The organism is Streptomyces ochraceiscleroticus, from assembly GCF_000720485.1.
GTDB classification, from domain to species: domain Bacteria; phylum Actinomycetota; class Actinomycetes; order Streptomycetales; family Streptomycetaceae; genus Streptomyces; species Streptomyces ochraceiscleroticus.
Window position 1 is genome coordinate 1 of record NZ_JOAX01000031.1, and the last position, 12,685, is coordinate 12,685.

Below are 12,685 nucleotides of genomic sequence, written 5' to 3' on the forward strand. Positions count from 1 at the left end.
GAGCGGGGCGGGGGAGCCGGCGGGCGGGCCCCACTGGCCGGCGCTCGGCGCGCCGGGGTGCGGCGGCGCGGGCGGCGTGGCGGGCTGCTGCGGCGCGACGGGCGCCGCGACCGGGGCTGCCGGCTCCTCGACGCTGACGCCGAAGTCCGTGGCGATGCCCGCCAGGCCGTTCGCATAGCCCTGGCCCACCGCGCGGACCTTCCAGGCGTCGCCGCGGCGGTAGACCTCGACGACCACCAGGGCGGTCTCGGGGCCGAGCTGGGGCGGGGTGAACGTGGCGAGCACGCTGCCGTCGTCGGCGCTGCGGACCGTCGCCGTCGGCTCCGTGCCGGCGAAGGTGGCGCCCGGCGCGTCCAGGCTCGCCGTGACGACGATCTTGTCGATACCGGGCGGCACGGCGGCGGTGTCGACCGTGATCGTGTCGCCGCCGCCGCTCGTGCCCGCGGTGTGGGTCACGCCCGGACCGCTCGGTTGGTTGTAGAAAACGAAGTCGTCGTCGGAGCGGACCTTGCCGTCGGCGGTCAGCAGCAGGCCCGACACGTCCAGCCGCACGGGAGCGGTGACGTCCACCGCGACCCGCGCTGCGGAGAGCGGGAGATTCGAGCCAGGAGTCATAGCGGTCATGCCCCCAGTAACGACCGGCACCGCTTTACGGTTCCATTACCCGCTCGGCCGTCCGCCGGCCGTGGGACGCGCCGCTTCAGCTGCGGGAGCGGGAGTTCCCGAAGAGCAGCCGGTAGGCGATCAGCAGGACCAGGGCGCCGGCGATGGAGGCGACCCACATGGCCGGGTCGAAGAAGTCCTTCGGTATGGGACGGTCGAGGAACTTCGTGGAGAGCCAGCCGCCCACGAACGAGCCCACGATGCCGGTCAGGGTGGTGCCGACGAGGCCGCCCGGGTCCCTTCCGGGCAGCAGGACCTTGGCGATGACGCCGGCGACCAGCCCCAGTACGAGCCAGCTGACGATGCCCATGATGATGTTCCTCGTTCCTGCAAGGGGTTGTTACGCCTTCAAGGACGCGAGGACGCCGCCCGGAGTTCCGTGCGGTATGCCACGACCGGCCACCGACGGGCAGCCGCCCGCCGCCTCTCGGGGCAGTCGCCCGCCCCGAGGAGCAGCGGGTCTCAGTACGGCCAGGCCGGCGGGTCCGTGCAGAAGGCCCCGCCCAGGTGCGCGTGTTCGGGGTTCTCCGGGTCCAGCTCGCCCTGAGCCGCGATGAGTTCGGCGGCGTACTCCTCGGAGTCGTCCTGCGGCTCGTAGCCGAGCGCGCGGGCGCTGCTCAGGTCCCACCACAGCCGGGTGTTGGCGGAGGAGCCGTAGACGACGGTGTGGCCGACGTTCTCGGCGGTGAGCGCCGCGTGCAGCAGCCGGGCGCAGTCGCCGGGGCTCATCCAGATCGACAGCATCCGTACGGAGGTGGGCCGCGGGAAGCAGGACCCGATGCGGACGGAGACGGTCTCCATGCCGTGCAGGTCCCAGTAGAGCGAGGCCAGGTCCTCGCCGAAGCCCTTGGACAGCCCGTAGAAGGTGTCGGGGCGGCGCGGGGTGTTCACCGGTATCGCGGCCGAGCCGTCGCGCGGGCGCGGGGTGAAGCCGACGGCGTGGTTGGAGGAGGCGAAGACGATCCGCCGTACGCCTTCCTCGCGCGCCGCTTCGTAGAGGTTGTACGTCCCCTCGATGTTGGCCTGGAGGATCTTCTCGAACGTCGACTCCAGGGAGATGCCTGCCAGATGGATCACCGCGTCGACCCCGTGCACCGCCTTGCGCAGCGCCTCCCGGTCGGCGAGGTCGGCGACGATCGCGTCCGGCTCGCCCTCGATGGGCAGGCGGTCGAAGAGCCGCAGTCGGTAGCCGTACGAAGGCAGCAGTTCGCGCATCAGGGTGCCGAGGCCGCCGGCGGCCCCGGTGAGCAGGACGGTGCGGGGTGCGGTCATGAGCGTCAACGTAAAGAAGGGGAGTGCTCCGGTCAAGATGGTGGACGAGGAAGGGCTCTTGACCCGCCGGATGCGCTGTTTTAGCGTCAACGCGTTCATGTAGATGGATGCTGGCCATGAATACGTTTCGGCGTATGTGGTTCTCCGGAGGGATCCCGATGCGTGCCGCCGCCTTTCTCTACCCGTGGGACGTCGTCGGGGACCCGGATGCCGCGCGGCGGACGGCCGGGCTCGGCGTCGCCCAGGTCACCCTCGCCGCCGCCTACCACTCCACCCGCGCCCTCACCCCGCGCCACCCGGAGCACCGCGTCGTCACCGCCCGGCACTCCGCCGTCCTCTACCCGCCGTCCCCGGAGCGCTGGGCCGGCCGCGCGCTGCGCCCGTATACGCAGGACTGGGTACCGGGCCCCGACCCGTACGAGGAGGCCGCCCGCGCGCTCACCGACGCGGGCCTTGAGGTGCACTCCTGGGTGGTGCTGGCGCACAACTCCCGGCTGGGCGCCGAGCACCCGGAGTCCGTCGTCCGCAACGCCTACGGGGACGAGTACCCCTGGGCGCCCTGCATCGCCCGCCCCGAAGTGCACGACTACCTGGTCACCCTGGCCGCCGAGGCCGCCGTACGGCCGCACACCCGCGGCACCGAACTGGAGTCCTGCGGCTGGTACGGGCTCGCCCACCTGCACGCGCACGACAAGATCGGCGGCGTCCCCTTGAGCGGCGCTGCGCAGTACTTGATGTCGCTGTGCTTCTGTACGGAGTGCCGGCACGGGTACGCGGCGCTGGGCGCCGACCCCGAGGAACTGCGCCGCGCCGTACTGCGCGCGCTGGCCCCGGTGTGGGCGGGCGGCGGCGCGAAGGGAGCGGGCGACCGGGCGGGGGAGTGGGCCGAGGTGGCCGAGGCGCTCGGCGAGGAGTACGCGGCGGTGGTCGCGGACTGGCGGGACCGGGCCGCAGCACGGCTGCAGCGCGACGCCGTGGCCGCCGTACGGGCCGCCGCCGGGCCGGACTTCCGCGTCCTGCTGCACGCCGACCCGGCCCCGCACCGCTGCGGCGCCAACGTGGGCGTCGACCCCGGGCAGGTCCTGGACCACGCGGACGGCGTGGTCGTGCCGTGCACGGGGAGCGCGGAGGAACGGGCCGCGGCGCTGGCGCCGTTCACGGGGCGCGGCGTCCGTGCCGCGAACTTCACGGTCGTCCGGGGCATGGGAGGCAGTCCGGACACGCTCGCGGCGGACGCAGCGCACGCGGCCGCGTGCGGCGCCGACGAGCTGCGGCTGTACCACGCGGGCCTGGCCTCCGAAGTGGACCTGGAGACCGTACGTACGGCCCTCACGGAGCTGAGCGGCTCCGGGGCCTGATCCCCTCGAAGGCGCGCGCCGCCCGTCTCATAGGCGCGCGCCGCCCCTACAGGCGCCGCGTCGCCAGCGTCAGCCGGTCCCGGGCGTCGAAGAGCGCATCCTTGATCATCTGCTCGTGGGCCGGGGTGAGCCGGGCGACCGGGACCGAGCAGCTGATGGCGTCGCGGGCCGGTGTGCGGTACGGGATCGCCACCCCGAAGCAGCGCAGCCCGAGGGTGTTCTCCTCGCGGTCGACGGCGTACCCCTGCTCCCGTACCGCGTGCAGCTCCTCGATCAGCGCTTCGCGGTCGGTCCTGGTGTTCTCGGTGAGTGAGGGCAGCGTCTCCGGGAGCATCTTGCGCACCTGCTCGTCCGTGTGCGTCGCGAGCAGGGCCTTGCCCAGGGACGTGGAGTGCGCGGGCAGCCGGCGGCCGACGCGGGTGAACGGGCGCAGATAGTGCTGCGACTGGCGCGTCGCCAGATACACGACGTTCGTGCCGTCCAGGCGGGCGAGGTGGATGGTCTCGGTGGTGTCGTCCGAGAGCCGGTCCAGGGTCGGGCGCGCCGCGGCCACGACCTCGTCGCCGTCGATGTAGGACGTGCCGACGAGCAGGGCGCGCACCCCGATGCCGTACCGCGTGCCGGTGGCGTCCGTCTCCACCCAGCCCAGGTCGACGAGCGTGCGCAGCAGCATGTAGAGACTGGACTTCGGGTAGCCGACGGCCTCCTGGACGGAGGCGAGGCTGTGCATCCCGGGGCGGCCCGCGAAGTACTCCAGCAGTTCGACCGTCCGCACCGCGGACTTGACCTGTGATCCCCCGGTCTCGGCAGCCGGCATCGCCCTTGACCCCTCAGTTCGGACAGTCATAGAGTCCCAGAGTATTCACACTCCGGGACGCAGTTCAGTATATCGAACAACGCCCGGACTGCAGAAGTACTCGGCCCGGGAGGAATGCACGGTGGCAGCACCAGTCTGGAGCGTCGACCCCCGCAGCGGGAAGCAGCGCGAAGAGGTTGCGGCCGAGGCCACAGCCGAGGAGGTCGACGCGACCGTACGGGCCGCGCACGAAGCCCGCGGCTCCCTCGCCGACCGGACCGTGCGCGCCGCCTTCCTGCGCCGCGCGGCCGACCTGCTCGACCAGGCGGGCGAGGCGGTGATCGAGGCCGCCGACGCGGAGACCGCGCTCGGCCCCGGCCGGCTCACCGGAGAACTGGCCCGGACGACGTATCAGTTGCGCGCGTTCGCGGACATCGTCGACGAGGGCGCCTTCCTCGACGTGCACATCGACCACGCGGACCCGCAGCTCACCCCGCCCCGCCCCGACCTGCGGCGCTACAAGATCCCGCTCGGCGTGGTCGCGGTCTACTCCGCCTCCAACTTCCCGCTGGCCTTCTCGGTGCCCGGCGGCGACACCGCCAGCGCCCTGGCCGCCGGCTGCCCGGTCGTCGTCAAGGCGCACCCGGACCACCCCGCCACCTCCGAGCTGTGCGCGGCCCTGCTGCGCCGCGCCGCCGCCGAGTCCGGCCTCCCCGAGGCCGTCGTCGGCCTGGTGCACGGCTTCGACGCGGGCGTGGAGCTGGTCCGTCACCCGCTGATCACCGCCGCCGGCTTCACCGGTTCGGTACGCGGCGGCCGCGCCCTGTACGACGCGGCGGCGGCCCGCCCGCACCCGATCCCCTTCCACGGCGAGCTGGGCAGCCTCAACCCCGTTGTGGTCACCCAGGACGCCGTCGAGGAGCGCGCCGACCAGATCGGCGCGGGCCTGGCCGGCGCGATGACGCTGGGCGTCGGCCAGTTCTGCGTCAAGCCCGGCCTGGTGCTGGTGCCCGAGGGCGCGGCCGGTGACGGGCTGGTCAAGGAGCTCACCGCCAAGGTCAGCGACACCGAGGCGGGCGTACTGCTCGACCACCGGATGCGGGACGCCTTCATCGCGGGCGTCCAGGCCCGCGCCGAACTCCCCGACGTCGAGGCACCCGTGACGCCCGGCGCGGGCGGCGAGCACACCGTGTCCGCCGGCTTCCTCACCCTCCCCGCCGCCCGGCTGGCCGCAGACGGCCCGCACGACGTGCTCCTGGAGGAGTGCTTCGGCCCGGTGACCGTGGTCGCGCGCTACGCCGACGACGCCGAGGCGACCGCCGTCCTCGGCCGGCTGCCCGGCAACCTCACCGCGACCCTGCAGCTCTCCAGTGGCGAGTGCGCGGGCGAGGGCAGCGGCGGCGAACTGCTCGCCGAGGTCACCGCGCTCGCCGGCCGCGTCGTGGTCAACGGCTGGCCCACCGGCGTCGCCGTGGCCCCCGCGCAGCACCACGGCGGCCCCTACCCGGCGACCACCTCGACCTCCACCTCCGTCGGCGGCACCGCCATCGAGCGCTGGCTGCGCCCGGTCGCCTACCAGGACACCCCGCCCGCGCTGCTCCCGCCCGAGCTGCGCGACGAGAACCCGCTGGGGCTGCCCCGCCGGATCGACGGCGCCCGCGAGGCGTAGCGGAGCGGCGGAGACACGACACCGTGCGCACTCCCGCGAGCGGCCCGGACCTCACCGTCCGGGCCGCTGCCCCGCGTGACCTCGACGCGCTGGCCGCGCTGCACTCCGGGGCCCGTGCCCGGTACTTCAGCGGCCGGCTGCCCGAGGCGCTCCTGGACACCCCCGCCGAACGCGCCCGCTCGCGCGAGACCTGGCAGCGCGCCCTGGCCTGCTCGGAGACGACGGTGCTGTGCGCCGAGCGGTCCGGCGCGCCGGTCGGCGTCGCCGCGTACCGGCCCGCCAAGGACGTGCCCCCGGACGGCGTCGAGCTGAGCCAGCTCCACGTCGACCCCGCCCACTGGCGCAGCGGCGTCGGCAGCGCGCTGCACGACGCCTGCGTCGCCGCCTGGCACGCGGCGGGCCACCCCCTCGCCCGGCTCCAGGTGTACTGGCACAACCGCCGGGCCCGTGACTTCTACGCCCGGCACGGCTGGCGGCCGGACGAGGGCCGCCGCCCGGCCCCCGACGACACCCACCTCAGCCTGGCGCTCATGCTGGCACCCGGCGTGCGATGAGCTGGAGCCGGCTCACGGAGTGACCGTGCAGCGCGCCGACGGTGTCCGTGCGCTCCTCGGTCACGGCGAAGCCGTGCATCCGCAGCAGCCGCCGCAGATGCTCCGGTTCGTGGTGCCGGACCACCGCGCCGTCCTCGGTGCGGAAGATCCCGTACGCGCCGAACTCGTCCTCGTACGCGGCGTACCGGGCACGCGAACGCGGGTCGGTCTGCAGCGGTACGTCGCTGAGGTGCAGCAGCCCGCCGGGGCGCACCACGCGCGCCAGCTCCGCGAGGACGGCGCGCTGTCCGTTGTCGTGCGCCACGCGGGTGAGCACCGCGAAGAGCAGCGCCGCGTCGTGGCGCCTGTCCTGGTAGGGCAGCGGCAGTCCGGGGCAGTGCGTGAGCGGCAGTCCGGGGTGTTCCCGCCGCCCGCGCTCGACCAGCGCCCGCGACCCGTCCACGCCCTCGGCCGCGTACCCCAGTGCCGCGAGCGCGGCCGTTCGCCGGCCGCTGCCGCAGCCAAAATCCAGCACCCGCGCGCCGGGTGCCAGATGGGACCGGAGCGCGGCGGGGTCGAAGGGATGGCCGGCGGCGGGGTCGGTCCCGGCGCTCTCCCAGGAGCCGAGACGTTCTTGCGGCGTAGTCATGCCCGGACCGTACCGGCGCGGGACGGCGCGAACGGCCCGATGCACGGCAAGTGCATCGCCGAGCGCCGGAGGATAGCGCAAAACCGCCCATGGGTGCGTAAAACTGGTCCCTCCACCCCCACGGAGACGCCTTCCGGCCCCCTCTCCAAGCAGTCCTTCGGGCGTGGCCAAGAAGAATCGGGATGGACGCCGGGACGCCGAACGATCAGAGTGAGGCAATGACCCAACAGCGACTGGGAGGCGCGGAGTTCGCGCCCGAGACGACCTATCTGAACACCGCCGCCAGCGGGCTGCTGCCCGCCAGGACCCGCGCGGCGCTGCGCGACGAGCTCGACGTCGCCACCTCCTACGGCACAATGGGCCACGACTACTTCGGCCCGGCGGACGCCGCTCGGGCCTCCTTCGCGCGGCTGCTCCACACCACCCCGGACCGGGTGGCGCTCGGCGGTTCGGTCGCCGTCTCCACCGCACTGATCGCCGCCTCGCTGCCCGAGGGCGCCGAAGTGCTGCTCCCCGAGGGCGAGTTCAGCTCGGTGGCCAACCCCTTCTCGATGCGGCCCGGCCTGCGGGTGCGGACCGCGCCGCTGGAAGGACTGGCCGACGCGGTACGGCCGGGCACGGCGCTGGTCGCCTTCGCCGCGGTGCAGGCGCTGGACGGCCGGATCGCCGATCGCGCGGCCGTCCGGGACGCGGCCCGCACGCACGGCGCCCGGACGCTGCTGGACGTGACGCAGGGCGCGGGCTGGCTGCCGCTGGACGCCCGGGAGTTCGACTATGTCGTGTGCGGCGCCTACAAGTGGCTGCTGTGCCCGCGGGGCACGTCGTTCCTGGTGGTCGGCGAGGACGCGCCGCAGCCGGCCGCGCTGCACGCGGGCTGGGTGGCCGGCGCCGACCCGATGCAGTCCAACTACGGCCCGATCGAGCGGCTCGCCGAGGACGCCCGACGCTACGACGAGCCGCACGCCGTCCTCTCGTACGCCGGAGCCCAGCACTCCCTCGCGCTCCTCGAAGAGACCGGGGTCGCGGCGGTGCACGCGCACAACACCGCGCTGGCGGAGCGGTACCGCGCCGGCCTCGCCGAGCTGGGGCACGAGCCGCTGCCCGCGCCCGGCTCCGCGATCGTCACGGTCCCCGGCCTCGCGGACGCGCACGAGCGGCTGGCCGAGGCGGGCGTCGTGGCGGCCGTCCGGGCGGGGAAGCTGCGGGCCGGCTTCCACCTGTACAACACGCCGGACGACGTGGACCGGCTGCTGGAGCTGCTCAAGTAACCGGGGGTCAACAAGTATGCGGAAAGCGGGAGTTGAGGGTGCCGGGAATGTCCCGGCGGGAGGTCGTGTTGGGGACCGGTGACCGCACCGGCCTTCGTGAAAGGAACGCCTTGACCACTGCCTTCGACCCCGTCGACGTAGCCGGGCTGACGCTCGCCAACCGCCTCGTCATGGCCCCGATGACGCGCAATCGCGCCACCGCCGACGGTGTGCCCACCCCGTCCATGGTCCGCTACTACACCCAGCGGGCCTCGGCCGGCCTCATCATCACCGAAGCCACCCAGCCGAACGTGGTGGGCCGCGGCTACCCGCTCACCCCCGGGCTGCACACCGCCGAGCAGATCGAGGGCTGGCGCACGGTCACCGACTCCGTGCACGCCGCGGGCGGCAAGATCTTCGCGCAGCTCTGGCACGGCGGCCGGATCGGCCACCCCGTGCTGCTGCCGGACGGCCTGATACCGGTCGGGCCCTCCGCGGTCGCCGCCGACCAGCAGGTCTTCACCCAGGACGGCATGAAGGACTGCGTCGTGCCGCGCGAGCTGTCCGACGACGAGGTACGCGAGACCATCGCGGACTTCGCGGTCGCGGCGCGCAACGCGATCGAGGCCGGCTTCGACGGCGTGGAGATCCACGGCGCCAACGGCTACCTCATCCACCAGTTCCTCTCGCCCGCGAGCAACCTGCGCACCGACGAGTGGGGCGGCTCGGACGAGGCCCGCGCCCGCTTCGCCGTCGAGGTCACCAAGGCCGTCGCGGCGGAGATCGGCGCGTACCGCACCGGCCTGCGGATCTCGCCCGGCAACCCCTTCAACGGCATGTCGGAGCCCGAGCCCGAGGCAACCTACACCGCCCTCGTCGAGGCCATCGCCCCGCTGGGCCTGGCGTACCTGCACGCCTGCGACGTGCGGGACACCGGGCTGCTCGCGCGGCTGCGGAAGCGCTTCGGAGGTACGTTCGTCCTGAACCCCGCCGCCGACGGCCGCCCCGCCGGGCCCGAGGAGCTGTCGCTGGTCGAGGAGGGCGAGGCCGACCTGCTGGCGTACGGCCGGCTGTTCCTCGCCAACCCGGACCTGCCCGCGCGCCTCGCGGCCGGCGGCCCGTTCAACGAGCCGGTACGGGAGAGCTTCTACGGCGGCGACGACAGCGGCTACGTGGACTACCCGGCGCTCACCGGCTGACCGGCGGCACCGCAGCGTCCGGGCGGGTGGCCGCGCCCTACGGCCATCCGCCCGGGCCCACCGGCGTTCGAGCCGCCGAGGTGTGTCCGCTTGTTCCCTGCCGGGGCGGTGCCGGATGGGGCTAGCGTCGCCCGGGCGCCGGGCAATTCGGCCGGGCGGACGGCTACCGCGCGGCGGCGCGGACGGCTAGGAATGGCAGCACGACCTCACGAGGTGGTGCCGGTGGACCGGAGAACTGCTCATTCGTCGACTCCGCCGCGCGACGAGGACCTGCACCGGCGACTGGTGTACGGCGACGAGTCCGCCCTCGGCGAGGTGTACGACGCCTTCGGCGGGCTGGTGCACGCCGTCGCCCGCAGCGTCATTCGCAGCACGAACGCCGCCGAGGACGTCGTCCAGGAGGTGCTCACCCACCTGTGGGCCCGCCCCTACGCCTTCGACCCGGCCCGCGGCTCGCTGCGCGCCTGGCTCAGCATGCTCGCCCACCGGCGGGCCGTCGAGCGGGTGCGCGACGAGGCGCGCGAGCCCGGGCCCGCCCTCGCCGACGCCGCGCTGCTGCACGCCGCGCTCACCGAACTCCCACTGGCCCAGCGGCAGGTGCTCCACCTGGCGTACTTCGCGGGGCGCACCTACCGGCAGGTCGCGGTGGAACTGAGCATTCCCGAGGACATCGCCAAGACCCGGCTGCGCGCGGCGCTGCGCAGCCTCGCCGACCGGCTGGCCGACCCGCCGGATCCGGCCGTCGAGAGAGGCATCTGATGGGCTGGGACGCCGCGGAGGAACACCCCGAGATCGACGCGCTGCTCGCCGCCTGGGCGCTGGACGCGGTGATGACCGGCGACGAGGAACGCATCCGCGCGCACGTCGAGGACTGCGCCGGGTGCGCGGAGGAACTGGCGCGGCTGCGGGAGGCGGTGCACCGGCTGGACGGGCCGCCCGCCGAGCCGGCCAAGGGCGCCCGCCGGGGCGTGGACAAGGTCGGCAGGGGCCGGCTGATGGCGGCGGCCCGCGCGGCGCGCACCGGGCACGACGCGCCCGCCGCGCACGCCGCTCCGTACGCCGCGGCGGTCGCGAGCCTGGAGGCGCTGCTGCGCGAGCTGGACGGTACGCCTGCGCGCTGGGGGACGCCGGTGGTGCACGACTGGGACGTACAGGGCACGGTCGCGCATCTGATCGCGGCGGACGAGCCGCTGGCCGAGCGGCTGGGGCTGCTGCCGGTGACGCGCGCCGAGCAGGGCGGCTCGGGGGACGCGGCGCCGTGGGAGGTGCGCTGGGCGGCGCGTACGGAAGAAGTGGTGGCGTACGAGCACACCCGCCCGCCCGCCGAGACGGCCGAGGCGTGGCGGACCCAGGCGCACGGGCTGCTGGACCTGCCCGAGGCGCGGGAGGCGGAGCCGGCCGCGCTGTCCACCGCGCTGATGGGCCGCCGGCTGCCGGTCGCGGACCACTACGGGATCAGGGCGTTCGAGACCTGGATCCACACCCGGGACATCGGACGGGCGCTCGGCCTCGGCGTGCCCGCGCCGCCTCCCGTCCATCTGCGGCGGCTGGTGTCGCTCGCGGTCCGCATCCTGGACTTGGCACTGGGGGACGGGGCCCGGCCCGTCCTGCTGGCGGTGGAGGGCGAGGCGGGCGGCGACTGGGTACTGGGTCCCGCCGCCGAGCCGGTCGCCGCGGAACTGGTCCTGGAGGCGGTCGACCTCTGCCTGCTGGTGGGCGGCCGGCTCACTCCGCAGGAGGTGAGCCGGGGCCAGGCAGGCGACGCGGCCGCCGCTCAGCATGTGCTGGCGACGGCCGCGTCACTCGCCTGGTTGTGAGCCGGAGACCCCTGGGCGGACCCAAGACCCCCCGGCCCCTAACCGGACTTCCTCGTCACGGGGGAGAGGACACCACGGGGTGCATCACTTGACCGGGGTGAAGTCCCGGGCACCGATGTACTCAGGGCGCCGCACCGGGGCCGCGAACGGCTCCACCGCCGGGTTGTCCACGCTGTTGAACACGATGAAGACGTTGCTCCGCGGGTACGGCGTGATGTTGTCGCCGGAGCCGTGCATGGCGTTGCAGTCGAACCACGTCGCCGAGCCCGCCTTGCCGGTGAACAGGCGGATGCCGTGCCGGTCGGCCAGCTTGGTGAGCGCCTCGTCGGTCGGGATACCCGCGTCCTGCATCTGCAGGGACCGCTTGTAGTTGTCCTTCGGCGTCTCACCCGCACAGCCCAGGAAGAACTTGTGCGAGCCCGGCATGATCATCAGGCCGCCGTTGGTGTCGTAGTTCTCGGTCAGCGCGATCGAGATGGACACCGTGCGCATGTTCGGCAGGCCATCCTCGGCGTGCCAGGTCTCGAAGTCCGAGTGCCAGTAGAACCCGGACGCACCGAAGCCCGGCTTGACGTTGATCCGCGACTGGTGGACGTAGACGTCCGAGCCGAGGATCTGACGGGCGCGCCCTACCACGCGCGGGTCGCTGACCAGCTTGGCGAACACCTCGCTGATCTTGTGCACCTCGAACACGGACCGGACCTTGTCCGACTTCGCCTCGACGATCGAGCGCGGGTCGGCCTTGACCTCAGGATCGTGGGTCAGGCGGTCCAGCTCGGCGCGGTACACCGTGACTTCGTCCGGCGTCAGCAGTTCCTCGATGGCGAAGAAGCCGTCGCGTTCGAAGTCGCTCAGCTCGGACGGCTGGAACGGGCCTGCCGTGCCGGGCTGCGACCACACCACCGGGTCCTGGCGCGGGGTGATCACCTCGGTGGCCCCACGGGTCGGGTACAGGTCGGCGGTGCGCTCGGGTGCGGTGGTCATGGTGTTGCCTTCCTCTCCTCTCGTACGTGCCTTCCTCAACTGCCGGACGGGGCAGCGGGCCTGATCCAGCGGCGTCAGCTCGCCTCGGGCTCGGTGAGCAGCGGGTACACGCCGTTCTCGTCGTGGTCCTCGCGACCGGTGACCGGCGGATTGAAGACGCACACGCAACGGAAGTCCGTCTTCGGCCGCAGGGTGTGCTTCTCGTGGCCGTTGAGCAGGTACATCGTGCCGGGCTCGATCCAGTGCTTCTCACCGGTCTCGCGGTCGGTGAGCTCTGCCTCGCCCTCTACGCACAGTACGGCCTCGATGTGGTTCGCGTACCACATGTCGGTTTCTGTGCCCGCGTAAAGGGTGGTTTCGTGCAGCGAGAAGCCGACACCCTCCTTGGCGAGCACGATGCGCTTGCTCTCCCACGTCCCCGAAGCGGACTTGACGTGGCGGTCGGTGCCCTCGATGTCCTTCAACGAGCGAACGATCACGTGGTTCAAAACCTTTCTG

The 12,685-nt window shown here is 73.4% G+C and carries 14 protein-coding genes; 7 read left to right on the top strand and 7 right to left on the bottom strand.

The window, feature by feature from the left end; translation table 11 throughout:
- From IG84_RS0131040 to IG84_RS0131050, 3 genes are all read right to left on the bottom strand, one after another.
- Positions 1–624 (bottom strand): TerD family protein (locus IG84_RS0131040; protein WP_169749911.1); only part of this gene is annotated, 624 nt, incomplete at its 3' end.
- Positions 625–700: 76 nt separating this feature from the next.
- Entirely contained in the window at positions 701–973 is a 273-nt protein-coding gene (locus IG84_RS0131045) for a GlsB/YeaQ/YmgE family stress response membrane protein (RefSeq protein ID WP_031064449.1), read from the bottom strand.
- Positions 974–1,125: 152 nt separating this feature from the next.
- Positions 1,126–1,935 (bottom strand): NAD-dependent epimerase/dehydratase family protein, encoded by an 810-nt coding sequence (locus tag IG84_RS0131050; RefSeq protein ID WP_031064453.1) that lies wholly within the window; start codon positions 1,933–1,935, stop codon positions 1,126–1,128.
- Positions 1,936–2,093: 158 nt separating this feature from the next.
- Between IG84_RS0131050 and IG84_RS0131060 the strand changes: the two genes are divergently transcribed.
- Complete coding sequence (locus IG84_RS0131060) at positions 2,094–3,293, top strand: glycoside hydrolase family protein (RefSeq protein WP_031064456.1); 1,200 nt, start codon at positions 2,094–2,096, stop codon at positions 3,291–3,293.
- Positions 3,294–3,339: 46 nt separating this feature from the next.
- Here IG84_RS0131060 and IG84_RS0131065 read toward each other — a convergent pair whose 3' ends face one another.
- A complete protein-coding gene (locus tag IG84_RS0131065; protein WP_031064459.1) occupies positions 3,340–4,110 on the bottom strand; it encodes an IclR family transcriptional regulator in 771 nt (256 codons plus the stop codon).
- 121 nt (positions 4,111–4,231) lie between these two features.
- Between IG84_RS0131065 and IG84_RS0131070 the strand changes: the two genes are divergently transcribed.
- Together IG84_RS0131070 and IG84_RS0131075 are read left to right on the top strand one after the other, a co-directional pair.
- Positions 4,232–5,758 carry an aldehyde dehydrogenase (NADP(+)) gene (locus tag IG84_RS0131070; protein ID WP_031064463.1) on the top strand — a complete coding sequence of 509 codons (1,527 nt, stop codon included), beginning with the start codon at positions 4,232–4,234 and terminating at the stop codon, positions 5,756–5,758.
- A 23-nt stretch (positions 5,759–5,781) separates the two neighbouring features.
- On the top strand, positions 5,782–6,312 hold the full coding sequence (locus tag IG84_RS0131075) for a GNAT family N-acetyltransferase (protein ID WP_037801055.1): 531 nt from the start codon (positions 5,782–5,784) through the stop codon (positions 6,310–6,312).
- On the opposite strand, the gene IG84_RS0131080 is transcribed toward IG84_RS0131075, so the two are convergent.
- A complete protein-coding gene (locus IG84_RS0131080) occupies positions 6,287–6,940 on the bottom strand; it encodes a class I SAM-dependent methyltransferase (RefSeq protein ID WP_031064470.1) in 654 nt (217 codons plus the stop codon). The genes IG84_RS0131075 and IG84_RS0131080 overlap by 26 nt on opposite strands.
- 218 nt (positions 6,941–7,158) lie before the next feature.
- On the opposite strand from IG84_RS0131080, the gene IG84_RS0131085 reads away from it, so the two are divergent.
- The 4 genes from IG84_RS0131085 to IG84_RS0131100 all read left to right on the top strand — a co-directional run bounded on the left by IG84_RS0131085 (position 7,159) and on the right by IG84_RS0131100 (position 11,203).
- A complete protein-coding gene (locus IG84_RS0131085; protein WP_031064473.1) occupies positions 7,159–8,208 on the top strand; it encodes an aminotransferase class V-fold PLP-dependent enzyme in 1,050 nt (349 codons plus the stop codon).
- A 110-nt stretch (positions 8,209–8,318) separates the two neighbouring features.
- The gene (locus IG84_RS0131090) at positions 8,319–9,386 is read left to right on the top strand and encodes an alkene reductase (RefSeq protein WP_031064476.1); all 1,068 of its coding nucleotides are present in this window, start codon (positions 8,319–8,321) and stop codon (positions 9,384–9,386) included.
- Between the two features lie 192 nt (positions 9,387–9,578).
- The gene (locus IG84_RS0131095) at positions 9,579–10,145 is read left to right on the top strand and encodes a sigma-70 family RNA polymerase sigma factor (protein WP_031064479.1); all 567 of its coding nucleotides are present in this window, start codon (positions 9,579–9,581) and stop codon (positions 10,143–10,145) included.
- Positions 10,145–11,203 (top strand): maleylpyruvate isomerase family mycothiol-dependent enzyme, encoded by a 1,059-nt coding sequence (locus IG84_RS0131100; RefSeq protein WP_031064481.1) that lies wholly within the window; start codon positions 10,145–10,147, stop codon positions 11,201–11,203. Before IG84_RS0131095 ends, IG84_RS0131100 begins: the two co-directional genes overlap by 1 nt.
- 84 nt (positions 11,204–11,287) lie before the next feature.
- Here IG84_RS0131100 and thpD read toward each other — a convergent pair whose 3' ends face one another.
- Positions 11,288–12,187, bottom strand: a complete 900-nt coding sequence (gene thpD / locus IG84_RS0131105; RefSeq protein ID WP_031064484.1) for an ectoine hydroxylase — start codon at positions 12,185–12,187, stop codon at positions 11,288–11,290.
- Between the two features lie 74 nt (positions 12,188–12,261).
- A complete protein-coding gene (locus IG84_RS0131110; RefSeq protein WP_031064488.1) occupies positions 12,262–12,666 on the bottom strand; it encodes an ectoine synthase in 405 nt (134 codons plus the stop codon).
- Positions 12,667–12,685: the final 19 nt, after the last annotated feature.